The sequence below is a fragment of the Endozoicomonas sp. ALB091 genome (assembly GCF_049310265.1).
Lineage (GTDB): Bacteria > Pseudomonadota > Gammaproteobacteria > Pseudomonadales > Endozoicomonadaceae > Endozoicomonas.
Map to the genome: position 1 here is coordinate 39,548 of NZ_JBLYNQ010000013.1, position 22,305 is coordinate 61,852.

10 protein-coding genes are annotated in these 22,305 nt (G+C 50.3%); 3 read left to right on the forward strand and 7 right to left on the reverse strand.

Annotated features, from left to right (window positions below):
* Positions 1 to 127: 127 nt before the first annotated feature.
* From ACO6UX_RS23495 to ACO6UX_RS23510, 4 genes are all read right to left on the reverse strand, one after another.
* Complete coding sequence (locus tag ACO6UX_RS23495) at positions 128 to 3,145, reverse strand: DUF1601 domain-containing protein (RefSeq protein WP_422450724.1); 3,018 nt, start codon at positions 3,143 to 3,145, stop codon at positions 128 to 130.
* 51 nt (positions 3,146 to 3,196) lie between these two features.
* Positions 3,197 to 5,977, reverse strand: coding sequence for a DUF1601 domain-containing protein (locus ACO6UX_RS23500; protein WP_422450725.1), 2,781 nt, complete (start codon positions 5,975 to 5,977; stop codon positions 3,197 to 3,199).
* Positions 5,978 to 6,061: 84 nt separating this feature from the next.
* Positions 6,062 to 9,316, reverse strand: coding sequence for a DUF1601 domain-containing protein (locus ACO6UX_RS23505; RefSeq protein WP_422450726.1), 3,255 nt, complete (start codon positions 9,314 to 9,316; stop codon positions 6,062 to 6,064).
* 206 nt (positions 9,317 to 9,522) lie between these two features.
* The gene (locus tag ACO6UX_RS23510; protein WP_422450727.1) at positions 9,523 to 12,828 is read right to left on the reverse strand and encodes a DUF1601 domain-containing protein; all 3,306 of its coding nucleotides are present in this window, start codon (positions 12,826 to 12,828) and stop codon (positions 9,523 to 9,525) included.
* A 99-nt stretch (positions 12,829 to 12,927) separates the two neighbouring features.
* On the opposite strand from ACO6UX_RS23510, the gene ACO6UX_RS23515 reads away from it, so the two are divergent.
* A protein-coding gene (locus ACO6UX_RS23515; protein WP_422448707.1) for an ISNCY family transposase occupies positions 12,928 to 14,369 on the forward strand; the annotation gives its coding sequence in 2 pieces (ribosomal slippage) (positions 12,928 to 13,363 and positions 13,363 to 14,369; 1,443 coding nt in all).
* 345 nt (positions 14,370 to 14,714) lie between these two features.
* Here ACO6UX_RS23515 and ACO6UX_RS23520 read toward each other — a convergent pair.
* Together ACO6UX_RS23520 and ACO6UX_RS23525 are read right to left on the reverse strand one after the other, a co-directional pair.
* Positions 14,715 to 17,609: a DUF1601 domain-containing protein gene (locus ACO6UX_RS23520; RefSeq protein WP_422450728.1), complete on the reverse strand. Its 2,895-nt coding sequence runs from the start codon at positions 17,607 to 17,609 to the stop codon at positions 14,715 to 14,717.
* Between the two features lie 76 nt (positions 17,610 to 17,685).
* Positions 17,686 to 20,745, reverse strand: coding sequence for a DUF1601 domain-containing protein (locus ACO6UX_RS23525; protein WP_422450729.1), 3,060 nt, complete (start codon positions 20,743 to 20,745; stop codon positions 17,686 to 17,688).
* Positions 20,746 to 20,970: 225 nt separating this feature from the next.
* On the opposite strand from ACO6UX_RS23525, the gene ACO6UX_RS23530 reads away from it, so the two are divergent.
* Positions 20,971 to 21,405: a transposase gene (locus ACO6UX_RS23530; RefSeq protein WP_422450730.1), complete on the forward strand. Its 435-nt coding sequence runs from the start codon at positions 20,971 to 20,973 to the stop codon at positions 21,403 to 21,405.
* Positions 21,350 to 21,577 carry a transposase gene (locus ACO6UX_RS23535; RefSeq protein WP_422450731.1) on the forward strand — a complete coding sequence of 76 codons (228 nt, stop codon included), beginning with the start codon at positions 21,350 to 21,352 and terminating at the stop codon, positions 21,575 to 21,577. The genes ACO6UX_RS23530 and ACO6UX_RS23535 overlap by 56 nt, the downstream gene beginning before the upstream one ends.
* 126 nt (positions 21,578 to 21,703) lie before the next feature.
* On the opposite strand, the gene ACO6UX_RS23540 is transcribed toward ACO6UX_RS23535, so the two are convergent.
* Positions 21,704 to 22,258: a hypothetical protein gene (locus ACO6UX_RS23540; RefSeq protein ID WP_422450732.1), complete on the reverse strand. Its 555-nt coding sequence runs from the start codon at positions 22,256 to 22,258 to the stop codon at positions 21,704 to 21,706.
* Between the last annotated feature and the right edge of the window lie 47 nt (positions 22,259 to 22,305).

Consider the following 22,305-nt stretch of genomic DNA (forward strand, 5'->3'; position numbering starts at 1 on the left):
AGGCTCCTGGTGTCTCCGTTATTTTCAAATCATCCGGGGCAGGACGCATGGGTAACAGATATTCAACGCTGGCATTCTTTCCCGGGAATGTGCAAATGGTTCTTGAGTCATGATCGAAGGGCAGAAATTACTGGCTGTTTTTTCTCTTCCTCTTTGCTGGTTTGCCGATTTGCTCTTCTGAAGGTTCTTTGCCAGTCAAGTAACCATGATCTGAGGGTTGCCTGCCTTTATCAGCAGTAATGTATTCCTGATCTGCCCACCTTCTTTTAAGTGATACAGAGCCATGCTCCTGTGGCAGGATGCCTGCCCTGGTCTTTATTTGATCAATATATGGTTTCATTAAATCTTGATTCAAAAGCCTGTTAACCGGAATTTCAATGACCTCAAATCCTGCTTTTTGCAACAGTGCGATTTTCAGCAGAGTCGAACCATTTCTGGTGTTGAAATCACCACCCACATAATGAGAGGGGCCCTGAACTTCAATCACCATGTTGTGATCTGGCAGCAGCAGGTCAACCGGGGGTAATGAGTTCAGACTCTTTTCTTCTTCAATCTGCAAAGAGGGAACGCATGATTGGAGCTGATCGCGAAAGTCGGATTGACGTTTTGATACGGTAGTCTGGTAATGGGGGACGACTGGGGACGCTCTCCCAAGCCAACTTGCGGCCAGGGCAATGATGGATTGATCATCATCATTGTCGGGGAATGTATTTCCCAGGCGAGTAAACAGGTCATCCATGTGTTTTTCAAGCACATTATTTTTATTGGCAGTGGAGACCATAGACAACCTGGCACAGCACACCATTACTCCCCAGAGAGACAACAATATTGTTTGCTGAGAGAGCTGGGGGGTTTCACTGATTTTGTAGACAAGCGATTCGAACGTGGATGTAGCTACGTTCAGCTCAACGAGCTCACCCAGTTTCGCCATGGCCCACAGCAGGCTAGCGATTTCCTGTGGGTTAAAGTTAGCTGTCTGTGCGTTCACCCGGGGCAACAGCACGGTCACGGCCTTGTTGAGCTCAGGTGTCTGCTCATGCCCATTGTCAACCAGTTTCGCCATAGCCCACAGTAGGTTAGCGATTTCCTGTGGAATAAATTGATCTTTCTGTGCACTCACGTGGGGTAATAGCGTGGCCACGGCTTCGTTGAGTTCTGGTGTCCACTCCTGCCCGTTGTCCACCAGTTTCGCCATGGCCCACAGCAAGTTGGCGATATCCTGAGGCGTACATCGGTCTTTCGGTGGGTTCACGTAGGGCAACAGCGCGGCCACGGCCCCTTTGAGACTTGGTGTCTGCTCCTGCCCGTTGTCCACCAGTTTCGCCGTGGCCCACAGCAGGTTGGCAATACCCTGGGCAGTAAATTGGTCTTTCTGTGCGTTCACTTGGGACAACAGCGCGGCGACGGACGCTTTGAGTTCTGGTGTCCACTCCTGCCCGTTGTCCACCAGTTTCGCCATGGCCCACAGCAAGTTGGCGATATCCTGCGCATTAAATTGGCTTTTCTGCGCGTTCACATGAGGCAATAGCGCGGCCACGGCCTCATTGAACTCTGGCGTCTGTTTCTGCCCGTTGTCCACCAGTTTTGCCATGACCCACAGCAAGTTAGCGATTTCCTGTAGTTTAAATTGAGCTTTCTGTGTGTTTACGTATGGTAACAGCGCGGCCACGGCCTTTTTTAGCTCTGATATCCTATCCAGCCCGTTGTCCAGCAGTTTCGCCATGGCCCATAGCAGGTTGGCGATACTTTGGGCATTAAATTGGCCTTTCTGTGCGTTCACGAGGGGCAATAGCGCAGCCACGGCCTCGTTGAGCTCCGGTGTTCGCTCCTGCCCGCTGTCTACCAGTTTCGCCATAGCCCACAGCAGGCTGGTAATGCCCTGGGCATTAAATTGGCCTTTCTGTGCGTTCACGAGGGGCAACAGCTCGGCTATGGCTCCCTTGAAAACTGATGTCCGCTCTTGCCCGTTGTCCACCAGCTTCGCCATGGCCCACAGCAGGTTGGCGATATGCTGAGGTATAAATTGGTCTTTCTGTGCACTCGCAAGGGGTAACAGCACGGCCACGGCCCCTTTGAGCTCTGGTGTCTGCTGCTGCCCATTGTCCACCAGCTTCGCCATGGCCCACAGCAGGTTGGCGATATGCTGAGGAATAAATTGGTCTTTCTGTACGTACACGAAAGGCAACAGCGATGCCACGGCCTCGTTGAACGCTGGTGTCTGCTCCTGCCCGTTGCTCACCAGCTTCGCCATGGCCCACAGCAGGTTGGCGATATGCTGAGGAATAAATTGGTCTTTCTGTACGTACACGAAAGGCAACAGCGATGCCACGGCCTCGTTGAACGCTGGTGTCTGCTCCTGCCCGTTGCTCACCAGTTTCGCCATGGCCCACAGCAGGTTGGCGATTTCCTGTGGTTTAAAGTCAGCTTTCTGTGCCTTCACGTGGGGCAACAGCGCAGCCACGGCCTCTTTGAGCCCTGGTGTCCGCTCGTGCCCGTTGTCCACCTGCTTTGCCATGGCCCACAGCAGGTTAGTGATTTCCTGGGCACCAATATCACTGGCTTCCGGTTTTTGGTTGCCGTTAAATATGATGGCATCAATTAACGTTGACAATAAGGCAGTTTGAGTACGCTTAACACGCTCATCGAGGGATCTATGAGAGCTAAAAACACCCGCTGAAGTAAATGAATGAAATGTTGTCGTCAGACTTCGCCAATTCCAGCTCCGCGTTACAGTAAAATTTTGCAGCAAACGCATCAGCTGGCTTTGTTCTATTCGATTTAACGGTCTTTTAGCAGCTAACGTGTATTTTTTAATTGAACTGGCATAATGACCGTGATATCTCCCATCATATTCAGGACCGAAACGATTCGATTTATTCACCAGAGTATTGATTGTTTCTTTTTTGATGAGGGAATTAAAATCCTGAGCAAGGTTTACTGAACGGCTCAGTAGATTTTGAGGAGGGCGTGCGCCAGGAGAATGGTAAAATACATTACGCCTCTGGCGGGGGGGATGATCCCGCTGTCTGACTGTACACTCTCTATATCGTCCACGCCTTCCGGAAGCGGCATGGTTATCCGGTTGGTTGTCATTACTACCTGATCTTGCGTATTGACCACTGATATCAGCAGAGGTTCTATGCATAATTATATTTCATTAATTCATGACAATATAAAAAGCAGACTGCGGTTCTGTTCAGAAGTTCATTTTGCTGAAATGTTTATGAGTTTTTTTTCTTTTCTTTTTTCTATTTTTTGGTTTGTCTGTTTGCTTTTCTAAATGTTCCCCGGCGGCTAAATAACGTGGATCTGAGGATTGACACTCTTTGTCGGCGGTAACGTTTGTCTCATCTACGCACTCGATTTTAACTGATGCACTGCCATGGCCCTGTGGTGGGATGGCCACCCTGGTCTTTATTTGATCAATAATTAAATCTGGGTTCCAAAGCTGGTTAACCGGGATTTCAATGACCTCAAATCCTGCTTTTCGCAACAGTGCGATTTTCAGCAGAGTCGACCCATTCCTGGTTTTGAAATCACCACTCACGTAATGAAACTTTCCCTGAATTTCAATCACCATGTTGTGATCTGGCAGTATCAGGTCAACCGGCGGTAATGAGTTCAGGCTCTTTTCTTCTTCAATCTGCAAAGATGGAATGCATGATTGGAGCTGATGGCGAAAGTTGGATTGATGTTTTGATATGAAAGTCTCGTAATGGGGGACGACTGGGGACGCTCTCCCAAGCCAACTTGCGGCCATGGCAATGACGGTTTGTTCCTCTCCATTGTCCGGGGATGTCTTTTCCAGACGAGTAAACAGGTCAACTATGTGCTTTTCAAGCACGTTATTTTTATTGGCATTGGAGACCATAAACAGCCTGGCACAGCATACCATGACTCCCCAGAGAGATATCAATATCCCTTGCTGAGAGAGCTGCGGGTTTTCACTGATTTTGTAGACCAGCGATTCGAACGTAGAGGTAACTGCGTTCAGCTCAACGAGCTCACCCAGTTTCGCCATGGCCCACAGCAGGTTAGCGATTTCCTGTGGTTTAAAATTAGCTTTCTGTGCGTTCACGTGGGGCAACAGCACGGTCACGGCCCGGTTGAGCTCTGGCACCTGTTCTTGCCCGTTGTCACCCAGTTTCGCCATGGCCCACAGCAGGTTTGCGATTTCCTGTGGAATAAACTGGTGTTTCTGAGCACTCACGTGGGGTAACAGCGCGGCCACGGCTTCGTTGAGTTCTGGTGTCTGCTCTTGTTGGTTGTCCACCAGTTTTGCCATGGCCCACAGCAGGTTGACGGTATCCTGGGGATTAAATTGGGATTTCTGTGTGCTCACGAAGGGCAACAGCGCGGCCACGGCCTTTTTGAGTCCTGATGTCTGCTCCAGCCCGTGGTCCACCAGTTTCGCCATGGCCCACAGCAGGTTGGCGATACCTTGTGGTTTAAAGTTAGCTTTCTGTGCGTTCACCTGGGGCAACAGGGCGTCCACGGCTTCTTTGAGATTTGGTGTCTGCTCCTGCCCGTTGTCCAGCAGTTTCGCCATGGCCCAGAGCTGGTTGGCGATGCCCTGTGGTTTAAAGTTTGTTTTCTGTGCGTTCACCTGGGACAACAGGGCGTCCACGGCTTCTTTGAGATTTGGTGTCTGCTCCAGCCCGTTGTCCACCAGTTTCGCCATGACCCACAGCAGGATGGCGATGCCCTGTGGTTTAAAGTTTGCTTTCTGTGCGTTCACGAGGGGCAACAGCGCGGCCACGGCCTCGTTGAGTGCTGGTGTCCACTCCTGTCCGTTGTCCACCAGTTTTGCCATGGCCCACAGCAGGTTGGCGATACCCTGTGGTTTAAAGTGAGCCTGCTGTTCGTTCACGAGGGGCAACAGCGCGGCCACGGCCTCGTTGAGCGCTGGTGTCCACTCCTGTCCGTTGTCCACCAGTTTTGCCATGGCCCACAGCAGGTTGGCGATACCCTGTGGTGTAAAGTGAGCCTGCTGTTCGTTCACGAGGGGCAACAGCGCGGCCACGGCCTCGTTGAGCGCTGGTGTCCGCTCCTTCCCGTTGTCCACCAGTTTCGCCATGGCCCACAGCAGGTTGGTGATACTCTGGGCATTAAATTGGTCTTTCTGTGCGTTCACGCGGGGCAACAGCGCGGCTATGGCCTCGTTGAGCGCTGGCGTCCGCTCCCGCCAGTTGTCCACCAGTTTCGCCATGACCCACAGCAGGTTGGTGATATTCAGAGGAATAAACTGGTCTTTATGTGCGCTCACCTGGGGTAACAGCGCGGCCACGGCCTCTTTGAGTTCTGGTGTCCGCTGCAGCCCGTTGTCCACCAGTTTCGCCATGGCCCACAGCAGGTTGGCAATTGCCCGGGCTTCAATATCCATGGCTTGAGGTTTTTGGTTGCAATTGAATATTATTGCATCAAGTAACGTTGATAATAAGGCAGCTTGAGTAAGCTTAACACTCTGATCCATGGGGTTATGAGGGGTAAAAACGCCCGCTGAAGTCAATGAATGAAGTGTTGACGTCAGGCTTCGCCAATTCCAACTCGGTGTTGCGGTAAAATTTTGCAGCAAATGTATCAGCTGGCTTTGTTCAGTCCTGTTTAACGGTCTTTCAGCATCTAGCGTGTATTTTTTAATTGAAATGGCATATTGCCCGTGATTTCTTCCATCATAACGGTGGCCGAAATGATAGGATTTATTCACCAGATCATCCATTATTTCTGGTTTGATGAGTGCATTAAAATCTTGAGCAGGGTTTACTGAACGGCACTGTAGATGTTGAGAAGGGCATACGTCAGAAGAACGATAAAATTCATTACGCCCCGGGTTTGTGCGGGGGGGATTATGCCACTGTCTGACTGAACAATGTCCATATCGACCACGCTTTGAAGAATCGGCATGATCATTCGGCTGGTTATAATCATTATCCAATCTTGCGTATTGACCACTGATACCAGTAGAGCTTCTGTCCATAATTATATTTCATTAATTCATGAAAATATAAGAAGCAGACTGCTGTGCAGTTCAGAAGTTCATTTTGCTTAAATGTTTATAAATTTAAGCGGTTATTGGCTTTTTTTTCTTCCTTTTTCTTTTTTTGGGTTTGCCTTTTTGCTTTTCTAAATGTGCTTCGGCGGTTAAGTAACGGTGATCAGAGGATTGCCACCCGGTGTTATGAGATGCAAAGGCATGATCCTGTGGCGGGAAGTCCACCCTGGTCTTTATTTGATCAATACATCGTTTTATTGAACCCGGTTTCCAAAGCGTGTTAGTCGGGATTTCAAAGACTTCAAATCCTGCTTTTTGCAACAGTGCGATTTTCAGCAGAGTCGACCCATTCCTGGTTTTGAAATCACCACTCACGTAATGAAATGGTCCCTGAACTTCAATCACAATGTTGTGATCTGGCAGTAGCAGGTCGACTGGCGGTAATGATTTCAGACTCTTTTCTTCTTCAATCTTTAATGATGGAATGCATGATTGGAGTTGATCTCGGACGACGCTTTGAGGTTTTGAAATGATTGCCTGGTAATGGGGGGTGACCGGACACGCTCTTCCAAGCCAACTGGCGGCCATGGCAATGGTGCATTGATTCTCTTCATTATTCGGGGAGGTATTTTTCAGGCGAGTAAACAGGTCATCCATGTGCTTTTCAAGCACGTTATTTTTAGCATGGGAGTCTAGAAACAGCCTGGCACAGCACACCATGACTCCCCAGAGAGACATCCATATCTCTTGCTCAGAGAGCTGAGGGTTGCCACTGATTCGGTAGACAAAAGATTCAAAGGTAGAGGTCACCACACCCAGCTCAACGAACTCACCCAGTTTTGCCATGGCCCACAGCAGGTTGGCGATACCCTGGGCATTAAATTGTTCTTTCTGTGCATTCATGTGGGCAAACAGCGCGGCCAGGGCCGCTTTGAGCTCTGGTGTCTGCTCCAGCCCGTTGTCCACCAGTTTGGTCATGGCCCACAGCAGGTTGGTGATGCCCTGGGCACTGAATTGGTCTTTCTGTGCGTTTACGCAGGGCAGCAGAGCGGCGACTGCCCCGTTGAGCCCCGGGAGCCACTCTTGCCTGCCGTCTATCAGTTTCGCCATGGCCCACAGCAGGTTGGCGATATGCTGAGGAACCAATTGGTCTCTCTGTGCATTTACGTGGGGTAACAGCGCGGTCATGGCCGCTTTGAGCTCTGCTGTCTGCTCCAGCCCGTTGTCCACCAGTTTCGCCATGGCCCACAGCAGGTTGGCGATATGCTGAGGAATAAATTGGTCTTTCTGTGCGTTCACGCAGGGCAACAGTGCGGCCACGGCCTGGTTGAGCCTTGCTGTCCACTCCAGCCCGTTGTCCACCAGTTTCGCCATGGCCCACAGCAGGTTGGCGATTTCCTGGGCATTAAATTGGTCTTTCTTTACGTTCACGTGTGGCAACAGCGCGGCCATGGTCTCGTTGAGTTCCGGGGTCCGTTCCTGCCCGCTGTCCACCAGTTTCGCCATGGCCCACAGCAGGTTGGTAATACCCTGTGGGTTAAAGTTAGCTGTCTGTGCGATCACGTGGGGTAACAGCCTGGCCACGACTTCTTTGAGCTCTGGTGTTTGCTCCAGCCCGTTGTCCACCAGTTTCGCCATGGCCCACAGCAGGTTGGCAATACCCTGTGGTGTAAAGTTAGCCTTCTGTGCGTTCACGTGAGGCAACAGCCTGGCTACCGCTTTTTTGAGCTCTGGTGTCCACTTCAGTCCGTTGTCCACCAGTTTCGCCAAGGCCCACAGCAGGTTGGTTATTTCCTGTGGTTTACTGTTAGCTTTTTGTGCGACCACTTGGGGCAACAGCGTGGCCAGGGCCTCTTTGAACTCTGGTGTCCGCTCCAGCCCGTTGTCCACCAGTTTCGCTATGGCCCAGAGCAGGTTGGAGATTTCCTGTGGTTTGTTAGCCTGTGCGTTTACGTGGTGCAGCAGCCCGGCCACGGCTTTGTTAAGTTCTGGTGTTCGCTCCAGCCCGTTGTCCACCAGTTTCGCCATGGCCCACAGCAGGTTGGCGATACCCTGGGGATTGAACCGGTCTTTATGTGTGTTTACCAGGGGGATTAGCGTGGCCAGGGTTTCTTTGAGCTCTGGTGTCCGCTCCTGTCCGTTGATCACCAGTTTCGCCATGGCCCACAGCAGGTTGGCGATATCCTGGGCATTAAATTGGTCTTGCTGCGCGTTGACGTGGGGCAGCAGCTCGGCCACGGCTTCGTTGAGCCCTGGGGGCTGCTCCTGCCCGTTGACCACGAATTTAGCCATGGCCCACAGAAGGTTAGCGATTTCCTGTGGATTAAAGCCAACTTTTTGTACGCTCACGTGGGGCAACAACGCAACCAGAGCTTCTTTGAGCCCTGGTATCCACTCCTGCCCGTCGTCCAACAGTTTCGCCATGGCCCACAGCAGGTTAGCGATATGCTGAGGAATAAATTGGTCTTTCTGTGTTTTCACGTGGGGCAACAGTGCAAGCACGGCTTCTTTCAGACCAGGTGTCTGTTCCTGCCCATTGTTCACCAGTTTCACCATGGCCCACAGCAGGTTAGCGATATGCTGAGGAACAAATTGCTCTTTCTGTGTGTTTGCGTGGGGCAAAAGGGCGGCCAAGGCCTTTTTGAACTCTGGTGTCCGTTCCTGCCCGTTGTCCACCAGTTTTGCCATGGCCCACAGCAGGTTGACGATTCCCCGGGCATCGATATCCCTGGCTTCAGGTTTTTGGTTGCACTTGAACGTTATTGCATCAAATAGCGTGGACAATAAAGTAGCTTGAGTGAGCTTAACACGCTCATCCACGGGCTTATGAGGGGTAAAAACACCCGCTGAAGTCAATGAATGAAATGTTGTCGTCAGGCTTCGCCAATTCCAGCTCCGTGTGACTGTGAAATTTTGCAGCAAATGTATCAGCTGGCTTTGTTCAGCTCGATTTAACGGTCTTTTAGACGCTGACGTGTATTTTTTAATTGAACTGGCATATAGGCCGTGATCTCTTCCATCATAGTGATGACCGAAATGATCCGATTTACTCACCAGGCCATCCATTATTTCTGGTTTGATGAGCGCATTAAAATCTTTAGCAGGGTTTACTGAACGGAGCAGTACATATTGAGAAGAGCATGGGGCAGAAGAATGGTAAAATCCATTGCGCCCCGTGGCAGAGTGGGGGGGAGTATCCCATTGTTTGACTGTGGCTTGTCTATATCGTCCACGCATTGAAGAAGTGGCATGGTTATCCGGTTTGTTGTAATTCTTGCCTGGTCTTGCGTATTGACCACTGATACCAGCAGAGCTTCTATCCATAACTATATTTCATTACTTCATGAAAATATAAAAAGTAGACTGCTGTTCTGTTCAGAAGTTCATTTTACTGAAATGTCTATAAAACCAGGCCGTTGGGGGATACACATCTACTTCTGATGCCACCAATCCGTTATTTTCAAATCATTTTGGGCAACAGGTATTCAACGCTGGCGCTCCTTCCCTGGAATATGAATACAGTTCTTGAGTCATGAGGAAAGGGAAGAGGTTATTGGCTTTTTTTTCTTTCTTTTTTTTGGTTTGCCTGTTTGCTTCTCTAAATGTTCTTCGGCGGTCAGGTAACAGTGATCTGAGGATTGCCATTCTTTATCGGCGGTAACGTTTGCCTCATCTGCCCACCCGATTTTATGTGATACAGAGCCATGGCCTTGTGGCGGGATGTCCACCCTGGTCTTTATTTGATCAATACATCGTTTTATTGAATCCGGGTTCCAAAGCGTGTTAACCGGGACTTCAATGACCTCAAATCCTGCTTTTTGCAGCAGTGCGATTTTCAGCAGAGTCGAACCAGTCCTGGTTTTGAAATCACCACATACGTAATGAGAGGGTCCCTGAATTTCAATAATAATATTGTGGTCTGGCAGTAGCAGATCAACCGGAGGTAATGAGTTCAGACTCCTTTCTGCTTCAATCTTTAAAGAGGGAATACATGATTGAAGTTGATCGCGGAAGTCGGTTTGAGTTTTTGAAATGGTTGTCTGGTAGTGGGGGACGATCGGACACGCTCTGCCAAGCCAGCTTGCGGCCATGGCAATGATGGATTGTTCATCTCCATTGTTTGAGGCTGCATTTTCCAGGCGAGTAAACAGGCCATCCATGTGCTTTTCAAGCAAGCTGTTTTTATTGGCATTGGCATCTTGGGACAGCCTGACACAGCATACCAATACTCCCCAGAGAGACATCGATATATCTTGCTGAGATAACTGAGGGCATTTACTGATTTGGTAGACAAGAAGTTCAGTCGTGGATTTAACCACGTTCAGCTCAACGAGCTCACCCAGTTTCGCCATGGCCCACAGCAGGTTGGCGATATGCTGAGGAATAAACTGGTCTTTCTTTGCGTTCACTTGGGACAAAAGTGCGGTCACGGCTTCGTTGAGCTCTGGTGTCTGCTCCTGCCCGTTGATCACCAGTTTCGCCATGGCCCACAGCAGGTTGGCGATTTCCTGTGGTTTAAAGTTCGCTATTTGTGTGTTTACGTGGGGTAACAGCGCGGCCACAGCTTCGTTGAGCCCCGGTGTTCGCTCCTGCCCGTTGTCCACCAGTTTCGCCATGGCCCACAGCAGATTGGTGATACCCTGTGGTTTAAAGTTAGCTTTCTGTATGTTGACGTAGGACAACAGCGCGGTCACGGCCTCGTTGAGCTCTGATGTCTGATCCTGCCTGTTGTCCACCAGTTTCGCCATGGCCCACAGCAGGTTGGCGATATCCCGGGCATTGAATTGGTCTTTCTTTGCGTTCACGTGGGGCAACAGCGCGGCCACGGCCTCTTTGAGACCTGGTGTCTGCTCCTGCCCGTTGTCCACCAGTTTCGCCATGGCCCACAGCAGGTTGGCGATATCCCGGGCATTGAATTGGTCTTTCTTTGCGTTCACGTGGGGCAACAGCGCGGCCACTGCCTCTTTGAGACCTGGTGTCTGCTCCTGCCCGTTGTCCACCAGTTTTGCCATGGCCCACAGCAGGTTGACGATATGCTGAGGAATAAATTGGTCTTTCTGAGTGTCCACGTGGGGCAACAGCGCGGCCACGGCCTCGTTGAGCACTGGCATCTGCTCCAGCCCGTTGTCCACCAGTTTCGCCATGACCCACAGCAGGTTGGCGATATGCTGAGGCATAAATTGGTCTTTCTGTGTGTTCACGTGGGGCAACAGCGCGACCACGGCCTCGTTGAACTCTGGTGTTTGCTCCTGGCCGTTGTCCACCAGTTTCGCCATGGCCCACAGCAGGTTGACAATGCCCTGGGCATTAAATTGGTCTTTCTGTGTGTTCACGTGGGGCAACAGCGCGACCACGGCCTCGTTGAACTCTGGTGTTTGCTCCTGGCCGTTGTCCACCAGTTTCGCCATGGCCCACAGCAGGTTGACAATGCCCTGGGCATTAAATTGGTCTTTCTGTGCGATCACATGGGGCAACAGCGCGGCCACGGCCTCGTTGAGCACTGGTTTCCACTCTTGCCCGTTGTCCACCAGTTTCGCCATGGCCCACAGCAGGTTGGCGATATCCTGGGCACTAAATTGGTCTTTCTGTGCGTTAACGTGGGGCAACAGCGCGGCCACAGCCTCTTTGAGCCCTGGTGTCCACTCCTGCCCGTTGTCTACCAGTTTCGCCATGGCCCACAGAATGTTGGCGTTACCCTGGGCATTAAATTGGTCTTTCTTTGCGTTCACGTGGGGCAACAGCGCGGCCACGGCCTCTTTGAGCCCTGGTGTCCACTCCTGCCCGCTGTCCACCAGTTTCGCCATGGCCCACAGCAGGTTGACGATACCCTGGGCCTTAAATTGGTTTTTCTGTACGTTCACGTGGGGCAACAGCGCGGCCACGGCCTCTTTGAGTTCTGGTGTCTGCTCCTGCCCGTTGTCCACCAGTTTCGCCACGGCCCACAGCAGGTTGGCGATTTCCTGTGGTTTAAAGTTAGCTTGCTGTGCGTTTACGTGGGACAACAGTGCGGACACGGCCTCTTTAAGCTCTGGTGTCCACTCCTGCCCGTTGGCCATTAGTTTCGCCATGGCCCACAACAAGTTGGCAATATGCTGGGCATTAAATTGGGCTTTCTGTGCGTTCACTCGGTGCAACAGGGCGGTCACGGTCTCTTTGAGTTCTGATGTTTGCTCCTGCCCGTTGTCCACCAGTTTTGCCATGGCCCACAGCAGGTTGGCGACACCCTGGGCATCAATATACCTGGCGTGAGGTTTTTGGTTGCACTTGAATATGATTGCATCAAGTAGTGTTGACAGTAAGGCAGCCTGAGTACGCTTAACACGCTGATCCATGGGGTTATGAGGGGTAAAAACACCCGCTGAAGTCAATGAATGAAGCGTGGTCGTCAGGCTTCGCCAGTTCCAACGCCGTGTTACGGTAAAATTTTGCAGCAAACGTATCAGCTGGCCTTGTTCAGCTCGATTTAACGGTCTTTTAGCAGCTGATGCGTATTTTTTAATTGAATTGGCATACAGGCCATGATTTCTCCCATCATAGCGATGACCGAAACGATCCGATTTATTCACCAGATCATCCATCATTTCCTGTTTGATGAGCGCCTTAAAATCTTGAGCAGGGTTTACTGAACGGCGCTGTAGATGTTGAGAAGGGCATGCGTCAGAAGAACGGTAAAATGTATTACGCCCCGGGTTAGTGCGTTGGGTATCATCCAACTGCCTGACCTTGGCATGTCTGTATCGTCCACGCCTTGAAGAAGGAGCATGGCCACCCGGTCGGTTATAATCATTATCTGATCTTGCGTATTGACCACTGATACCGGCAGAGCTTCTGTCCATAAATAGTGCTTGTCCGAAAAACCATCAGTCCTTGAAAACAGGAGTCTGTGGCCTAACTTAATCATTGAAGTTTTCCACTGACAGGCTGTTTTCTCACTCATGCGCCAAACCATCAAGCCACAAATGCAGTTAGGCGAGGTCGATATCTCTGCCATCACCTTCAACCCCAAATCCAGGGACGACATACCCCGCCTCTTGCGGGCTTTTCAGCATATCTGGGTCACCCCAGAGCTGAGAGCGCAGGTTTTCCAAGCCCTTGAGCGAATGATACCCGCCAGCCGTGACAATGGCCGCCCTGGTATGGATCTCTGGAAAATACTGATTTTTGGCACCCTGCGTCTGACCATCAACTGCGACTACGACCGCCTTCAGGAGCTGGCCAATGAACACGGTACGTTGCGGCAAATGCTCGGACACGGACCGTACTGTACCCACTCTTATCACATCCAGACTTTGCAGGATAATATCGCCCTGTTCACCCCGGAAATACTGGACGGGATCAACCAGATTGTGGTCAATTCCGGTCACCAGCTGGTAAAAAAAAAGAAGACCGGATATGCGCCCGCGCTGACTCGTTTGTCGTAAAAACCAATGCCCACTTTCCAACGGATATTAACCTGCTCCGGGATGCCGTTCGCAAGATGATCGAGTGGGCAGCCTGCCTGTCGTCAGAGCAGCAGGAAAGCCTGTGGCGACAGAGCAAGTACTTGCAGGATCAGCACAAAAAGCGTTTTCACAAAGCCCGTAACCTGAAACGGTCAACGTCGTCCAATGAGTCGCTTCGTGAAGCACGACAGCATGATATCGAAACCGTCCATGCTGAGTATGTAGCCTACAGCCAGAAGCTTATCCGCAAGGCTGAAATAACCTTGAATCTCTTGAAAGCACGGATACCCGGAGACTTACGACTGGAAGAGCTGGAGCGCTGGATAAAAGATGCAGACTACCAGTGTCAACTGATTATCCGTCGTGTACTGAACCATGAAACCATTCCGCACAGTGAGAAGGTTTTTTCGTTATTTGAACGCCATACGGAATGGATCAGTAAAGGAAAAGCAGGCGTTCCTGTAGAACTTGGTCTCAGGGTGTGTGTACTGCAAGATCAGTTTGGTTTCACCCTTCACCATTTGGTCATGGAAAAACAGACTGATGACCAGGTGACTGTAGCCATTGCTAAAGGCGCAAAACAGCGGTTTCCTGAAGTATCGCAGGTCAGTTATGACCGGGGATTCTGGTCAAAAGAGAACCTTGAAAAGCTGGAAACATTTCTTGACCGAGCCGTCTTACCCAAAAAGGGGCGGTGGTCTGAACAAGACCGGAAGCGTGAACGACACCCTGAGTTTGTCAGGGCAATGAAGAAGCATTCCGCGGTAGAGTCCGACATTAATGCACTTGAGCAGCACGGGCTGGACAGGTGTCCGGACTCAGGGATTGACGGTTATCGTCGGTATGTTGGCCTGGCGGTTTTAGGAACCAATCTGCACCGCTTGGGCTCTATACTGCAAAAGCAATCCAGTCAGGCTGTCAAAAAAGCAGCCTGAACGGAGAAGCGTACCAGAAAACAAACGATCATCGTTGGGTGAAGATTACGGGCACCCGAAAAACGGGAAAATGATTAAATTTTGATCAAAAAAGGGGGGCGACAGGCATGAGCGGCCTGTTTTGTTTTCAAAAAAATTTTGTCAGTGCCTATTGAGTCGGATTATTCATGGGTTTTCTGACAGACACTAATTATATTTCATTAATTCATGAAAGTATAAAAAGCAGACTGCTGCTCTGTTCAGAAGTTCATTTTACTGAAATGCCTATAAAACCAAGCCGTTGGGGATACACATCTACTTCTGATGCCACCAATCCGTTATTTTCAAATCATTTTAGCCAACTACTTATTGCCTTTTTTTTCTCTTCCTTTTTCTTTTTTTTGGTTTGCCTGTTTGCTTTTCTAAATGTTCTTCGGCGGCCAGGTAACAGTGATCTGAGGATTGATCCCCTTTATCGGCGGTAGCGTTTGCCTCATCTGCCCACCCGATTTTATGTGATACAGATCCATGGCCCTGCGGCGGGATGTCCACTCTGGTCTTTATTTGATCAATACATCGTTTTATTGAATCCTGGCTCCTGAGCTGGTTAATCGGGATTTCAATGACCTCAAATCCTGCTTTTTGTAACAGTGCGATTTTCAGCAGAGTCGAACCAGTCCTGGTGTTGAAATCACCACACAGGTAATGAGAGGGGCCCTGAACTTCAATAATAATATTGTGATCTGGCAGTAGCAGATCAACCGGAGGTAATGAGTTCAGACTCCTTTCTGCGGCAATCTTTAAAGAGGGAATGCATGATTGAAGTTGATCGCGGAAGGCGGTTTGAGGTTTTGACATGTTAGTCTGGTAATGGGGGACGATCGGACACGCTCTGCCAAGCCAGCTTGCGGCCATGGCAATGATGGATTGATCCTCTTCATTATTTGGGAATGCATTTTCCAGGCGAGTAAACAGGTCATCCATGTGCTTTTCAAGCAAGCTGTTTTTATTGGCATTGGAGTCTGGAGACAGCCTGGCACAGCATACCAATGCTCCCCAGAGAGACATCGATATTTCTTGCTGAGATAACTGAGGACATTTACTGATTTGGTAGACAAGAAGTTCAGACGTGGATTTAACCACATTCAGCTCAACGAGCTCACCCAGTTTCGCCATGGCCCACAGCAGGTGGGAGATATGCTGAGGAATAAACTGGTTTTTCTTTGCGTTCACTTGGGATAAAAGTACGGTCAAAGCCTCGTTGAGCTCTGGCGTCAGCTCCTGCCCGTTGATCACCAGTTTCGCCATGGCCCACAGCTGGATGGCGACATCCTTGGCATTAAATTGGTCATTCTGTGCGTTCACGTGGGGCAACAGCGCGGCCACGGCTTGTTTGAGTTCTGGTGTCTGCGCCTGCCCGTTGTCCACCAGTTTCGCCATGGCCCACAGCAAGTTGGTGATTTCCTGGGGTTTAAAGTTAGCTTTCAGTGCTTTCACGTGGGGCAGCAGTGTGGCTACGGCCGCTTTGAGCCCTGGTGTCTGCTCCTGCCTGTTGTCCATCAGTTTCGCCATGGCCCACAGTAGGTTGGCGATACCTTGCGGTTTAAAGTTAGCTTTCTGTGCATTCACGTGGGGCAACAATGCACCTAAGGCCTCTTTGAGCCCTGGTATCTGCTCCAGCCCGTTGTCCACCAGTTTCGCCATGGCCCACAGCAGGTTGACGATATTCTGGGCATTAAATTGGACTTTCTGTGCGTTCACGTGGGGCAACAGCACGGCTAAGGCCGCTTTGAGCCCTGGTGCCTGCTCCAGCCCGTTGTCCACCAGTTTTGCCATGGCCCACAGCAGGTTGGCAGTTTCCTGTGGCTTAAAGTTAGCTTTCTGTGCGTTCACAGGGGGCAACAGCACGGCCACGGAATCTTTGAGCCCTGGTATCTCAAGCCTGTTGTCCACCAGTTTTGCCATGGCCCATAGCAGGTTGGCGATATTCTGGGCATTAAATTGGACTTTCTGTGCGTTCACGTGGGGCAACAGCACGGCTAAGGCCGCTTTGAGCCCTGGTGCCTGCTCCAACCCGTTGTCCACCAGTTTTGCCATGGCCCACAGCAGGTTGGCAGTTTCCTGTGGCTTAAAGTTAGCTTTCTGTGCGTTCACGTGGGGCCACAATACGGCCACGGCCTCTTTGAGCCCTGGTGTCAGCTCCTGCCCGTTGTCCACCAGTTTTGCCATGGCCCACAGCAGGCTGGTGATTTCCTGTGGTTTAAAGTAAGCTTTCTGTGCGTTCACCTGGGGCAACAACGTGGCCACGGCCTTTTTGAGCTCTGGTGCCTGCTCCAGCCCGTTGTCCACCAGCTTCGCCATGGCCCACAACAGGTTGGCTATTTCCTGTGGTTTAAAGTTAGCTTTCTGTGCGTATACGTGGGACAAAAGTGTGGAAACGTTCTCTTTAAGCTCTGGTGTCCACTCCTGCCCGTTGGCCATCAGTTTCGCCATGGCCCACAGCAAATTGGTAATATGCTGGGCATTAAATTGGGCTTTCTGTGCGTTCACGTGGGGCAACAGCGCGGCCACAGCCCCTTTGAGTTCTGGTGTTTGCTCCTGCCCTTTGTCCACCAGTTTTGCCGTGGCCCACAGCAGGTTGACGACACCCTGGGCATCAACATCCCTGGCCTGAGGTTTTTGGTTGCACTTGAATATGATTGCATCAAGTAGTGTTGACAATAAGGCAGCCTGAGTACGCTTAACACGCCCATCCATAGGTTTATGAGGGGTAAAAACACCCGCTGAAGTCAATGAATGAAGTGTGGTCGTCAGGCTTCGCCAATTCCAGCTCCGCGTGACTGTGAAATTTGGCAGCAAATGCATCAGCTGGCTTTGTTCCGCTCGATTTAACGGTCTTTTAGCAGCTGATGTGTATTTTTTAATTGAATTGGCATACAGGCCGTGATTTCTCCCATCATAGCGATGACCGAAATGATCCGATTGACTCACCAGGTCATCCATTATTTCTGGTTTGATGAGTGCCTTAAAATCTTGAGCAGGGTGTACTGAACGGCGCTGTAGATGTTGAGAAGGGCATGCGTCAGAAGAACGGTAAAATGTATTACGCCCCGGGTTAGTGCGTGGGGTATCATCCCACTGCCTGACCGTGGCATGTCTGTATCGTCCACGCCTTGAAGAAGCGGCATGGCCACCCGGTCGGTTATAATCATTATCTGATCTTGCGAATTGACCACTGATATCGGCAGAGCTTCTGTCCATAATTATATTTCATTAATTCATGGAAATATAAAAAGCAGACTGCTGTGCAGTTCAGAAGTTCATTTTGCTGAAATGTTCATATATAAGCAGTGCCGTATTTCTCATCTGCCGACCCGCTTTTAAGTGATACAGAGCCATGACCCTGTGGCGGGATGTCTATCCGGGTCTTTATTTCATCAATACATAGTTTCATTGAATTCTGGCTCCTGAGCTGGTTAACCGGGATTTCAATGACTTCAAATCCTGATTTTTGCAGCAGTGCGATTTTCAGCAGAGTCGAACCATTCCTGGTGTTGAAATCACCACTCACGTAATGAGACGGTCCCTGAACTTCAATCACCATGTTGTGGTCTGGCAGTAGCATGTCAACCGGAGGTAATGAGTTCAGACTTTTTTCTTCTTCAATCTGCAAAGAGGGAATGCATGATTGGAGTCGATTGCGGAAGTCGGCTTGAGGTTTTGACAGGTTAGTCTGGTAATGGGGGACGATCGGACACGCTCTGCCAAGCCAACTGGCGGCTATGGCAATAACGGATTGATCCTCTACATTATACGGAGATGTATTTTCCAGACGAGTAAACAGTTCATCCATGTGCTTTTCAAGCAAATTATTTTTATTGGCATTGGATTCCAGAGACAACCTGGCACAGCATACCATCACTCCCCAGAGAGACATCGATATATCTTGCTGAGATAACTGAGGGTATTGACTGATTTGGTAGACAAGATGTTCAGTCGTGGATTTAACCACATTCAGCTCAACGAGTTCACCCAGTTTCGCCATGGCCCACAGCAGGTTGGAGATATACTGAGGAATAAACTGGTCTTTGCTTGTGTTCACTTGGGACAAAAGTGCGGTCAAGGCATCGTTGAGCCCTGGTGTTTGCTCCTGCCCGTTGTTCACCAGTTTCGCCATGGCCCACAGCCGGTGGGTGATATCCCGGGCATTAAATTGGTCTTTCTGTGCGTTCATGTGGAGCAACAGCGCGGCTACGGCTTCTTTGAGTTCTGGTGTCTGCGCCTGCCCGTTGTCCACCAGTTTCGCCATGGCCCACAGCAGGTTGGTGATTTCCTGGGGGTTAAAGTTGGCTTTCAGTGCTTTCAAGTGGGGCAACAGCGTGGCCACGGCCGCTTTGAGCTCTGGTGTCAGCGCCTGCCCGTTGTCCACCAGTTTCGCCATGGCCCACAGCAGGTTGGCGATATGCTGAGGAATAAATTGGTTTTTCAGTGCTTTCAAGTGGGGCAACAGCGCGGCTACGGTTGCTTTGAGCCCTGGTGTCAGCGCCTGCCCGTTGTCCACCAGTTTCGCCATGGCCCACAGCAGGTTGGCGATATGCTGAGGAATAAATTGGTCTTTCTGTGCATTCACGTAGGGCAACAACGCGGCCACGGCCTCTTTTAGCCCAAGTGTCAGTTCCTGCCCGTTGTCCACCAGTTTCGCCATGGCCCACAGCAGGTTGGCGATACCTTGTGGTTTAAAGTTAGCTTTCTGTGCATTCACGTGGGGCAACAATGCGCCTAAGGCCTCGTTGAGCCCTGATGTCTGCTTCTGGCCGTTGTCCACCAGTTTCGCCATGGCCCACAGCAGGTTCGCGATTCCCTGTGGTTTAAAGTTAGCTTTCTGTGTGTTTACGCGGGGCAACAGCACGACTAAGGCCGCGTTGAGCTCTGGTGTCTGCTCCAGCCCGTTGTCCATCAGTTTTGCCATGGCCCACAGCAGGTTAGCGATTTCCTTTGGCTTAAAGTTAGTTTTCTGTGCGTTCACATGGGGCAACAGCACGGCCACGGCCTCGTTGAGCCCTGGTGTCAGCTCCAGCCCGTTGTCCACCAGTTTTGCCATGGCCCACAGCAGGCCGGTTATGCCCTGAGTATTAAATTGGTCTTTCTGTGCGTTCACGTGGGGCAATAACCTGGCCACTACCTCTTTGAGACCTGGTGTCCTCTTCTGCCCGTTGTCCATCAGTTTCGCCACGGCCCACAGCAGGTTGACGATTTCCTGTGGGTTAAAGTTAGCTTTCTGAGTGTTCACGTTGGGCAATAACGCGGCAATAGCCCCTTTGAGCTCTGGTGTCTGCTCATGGCCGTTGTCCACCAGTTTCGCCATGGCCCACAGCAGGTTGGCGATACCCTGAGGAATAAATTGGTCTTTTTGTGCGTTCACGTGGGGCAACAGCGCGGCCACGGCCTCTTTGAGTTCTGGTGTTTGCTCCTGCCCGTTGTCCACCAGTTTCGCCACGGCCCACAGCAGGTTGGCGATTTCCTGTGGTTTAAAGTTAGCTTGCTGTGCGTTTACGTGGGACAACAGTGCGGACACGGCCTCTTTAAGCTCTGGTGTCCACTCCTGCCCGTTGGCCATTAGTTTCGCCATGGCCCACAACAAGTTGGCAATATGCTGGGCATTAAATTGGGCTTTCTGTGCGTTCACTCGGTGCAACAGGGCGGTCACGGTCTCTTTGAGTTCTGATGTTTGCTCCTGCCCGTTGTCCACCAGTTTTGCCATGGCCCACAGCAGGTTGGCGACACCCTGGGCATCAATATACCTGGCGTGAGGTTTTTGGTTGCACTTGAATATGATTGCATCAAGTAGTGTTGACAGTAAGGCAGCCTGAGTACGCTTAACACGCTGATCCATGGGTTTATGAGGGGTAAAAACACCCGCTGAAGTCAATGAGTGGAGTGTTGTCGTAAGGCTTCGCCAGTCCCAGCGCCGTGATATGGTAAAATTTTGCAGCAAACGTATCAGCTGGCTTTGTTCCGCTCGATTTAACGGTCTTTTTGCAGCGGATGTGTATTGTTTAATTGAATTGGCATACTGGCCGTGATTTCTCCCATCATAGCGATGACCGAAATGATGCAATTTACTTACCAGGTCATCCATTACTTCCTGTTTGATGAGCGCCTTAAAATCTTGAGCAGGGTTTACTGTACGGCGCTGTAGATATTGAGAAGAGCGTGTGTCAGAAGAATGGTAAAATTCATTGCGACCCGGGTTAGTGCGTGGGTTATTATCCCACTGCCTGACCGTGGCCTGTCTGTATCGTCCACACCTCGAAGCAGCAGCACGGCCACTCGCTCGGTTATGATTATTATCGGATCTTACGTATTGACCACTGATACCGGCAGAGCTTCCGTCCATAATTATATTTCATTAATTCATGGAAATATAAAAAGCAGACTGCTGTGCGGTTCAGAAGTTCATTTTGCTGAAATGTTTATCACCGGAATATGAACACGGTTCTAGATTTCATAATTCCCCGGCTCGTCAAGGCAATCCAGGACAAACGACACCAATCATATATTGACCATTCCATGCAGGATCTTCTGACGCAAAGAGTGCTGCAAATGGCCTGCGGTTATCAGGATGCCAAATGACAGCAACCATTTGCGTAAGGACCCCATGTTCAAGCTGGCTGTCGGTCGCAGTCCTCTGAATGCCGAGACCCATCTGGCATCAGCCCCCACATTTACACGACTCGGGAAGGGCTTGTCCCGCAGGGATATATACGACCTGGCCTACGCCTTTGCAGAGCATTTTCTCAGCAGCTATAAAAAACCGCCCAAGCTGGCAGTCATTGATCTGGATCACACGGCCAGCCTGACCCACGGTGCTCAACAGTACAGTCTGTTTAATACCAAATACGGCAATACCTGCTACTTGCCACTGATGATTTTTGAAGGTTTGAGCGGGAAGTTGATCACAGCCATTCTTCGGCCGGGTAAAACACCTTCGGGACGAAAGCATGGCAGAAGCTCGCCACTGTTTGCAAACACGTACAGCTTACGCCCGATTAAATAAATTACCGATACCTTACCGGGTGCGTCTGTATGGCGAGGCTCAGTATCAGGCAAAGAGCTGGAAAGGGCTGGATACACGTGTCATATATAAGGCTGAAGTGAACCAGATGGGTGACAACCCTCGCTTTGTATTGACATCAATCAAGAATGCCTCGGCCCGGTGCGTTTATTAGCTGTTCTATTGTCCCAGAGGACAGGATGAAAACTACATCAAACACCTGATTGTCTTGCTGGTATTATCACCCAGCAAGGATTGCCAACTGCTGTATGAGTAACTTTATTGGAGCTATCCAGGGCAACTACTTGTTTTTTTGTTGTGCAGTGTCTGTGGGTAGTTGGTTCAATGGTGCAGGCTGATCAGTTACCAACGTTGCTTTGTTTAATAGTTCCCGGAGGGCAGCAATTTCCTCGCGATTTGTTTTGCAGCTCTCATTAATCTCTTTTTGTTCCCTGTATAATTGATCCAGCTTGTCCATTGGCTTTTTGTTCAATTCCTTAATATTCTTTTCAAGATTCTCAATTTTTTTCTGGTTTTCGGTAAGTTTCAAAGTATTCTGTCTCAGCCTGTTCGATAATTGTTCAAACCTTTCCACTAGTGCATTGTTTAACTGCTGTTTGTTTTTGAGCAGTAGTACATTAGTGTATTGATGCCAGGCAATGCTGCGACGATTCAGGGTGCCAGCCAGGAGATTGGCACCGCAAAATGTCATAAAACCAACAGGTTCAGGTGTTATAGGGCTAACGATGCTACCGAAAATTTCACCAAAAACTGCACAACAGGCCGAACCTGCCAGCAAATCAAAATCTAAATAGTCTAACAAGTGTTCGGACGGCGCAATCGGGGGTGGTTGCATGATTGTTAATTCCTGAAAATGAGGGCTACATACTTAGTTAGTTATTA

Coding starts and splice junctions, on each gene's coding strand:
- ACO6UX_RS23495 (WP_422450724.1), bottom strand. CDS start 3,145: ATGCATAGAACCTCTGCTGATATCAGTGGTCAATACGCAAGATCAGGT.
- ACO6UX_RS23500 (WP_422450725.1), bottom strand. CDS start 5,977: ATGGACAGAAGCTCTACTGGTATCAGTGGTCAATACGCAAGATTGGAT.
- ACO6UX_RS23505 (WP_422450726.1), bottom strand. CDS start 9,316: ATGGATAGAAGCTCTGCTGGTATCAGTGGTCAATACGCAAGACCAGGC.
- ACO6UX_RS23510 (WP_422450727.1), bottom strand. CDS start 12,828: ATGGACAGAAGCTCTGCCGGTATCAGTGGTCAATACGCAAGATCAGAT.
- ACO6UX_RS23520 (WP_422450728.1), bottom strand. CDS start 17,609: ATGGACAGAAGCTCTGCCGATATCAGTGGTCAATTCGCAAGATCAGAT.
- ACO6UX_RS23525 (WP_422450729.1), bottom strand. CDS start 20,745: ATGGACGGAAGCTCTGCCGGTATCAGTGGTCAATACGTAAGATCCGAT.
- ACO6UX_RS23530 (WP_422450730.1), top strand. CDS start 20,971: ATGCCAAATGACAGCAACCATTTGCGTAAGGACCCCATGTTCAAGCTG.
- ACO6UX_RS23535 (WP_422450731.1), top strand. CDS start 21,350: ATGGCAGAAGCTCGCCACTGTTTGCAAACACGTACAGCTTACGCCCGA.
- ACO6UX_RS23540 (WP_422450732.1), bottom strand. CDS start 22,258: ATGCAACCACCCCCGATTGCGCCGTCCGAACACTTGTTAGACTATTTA.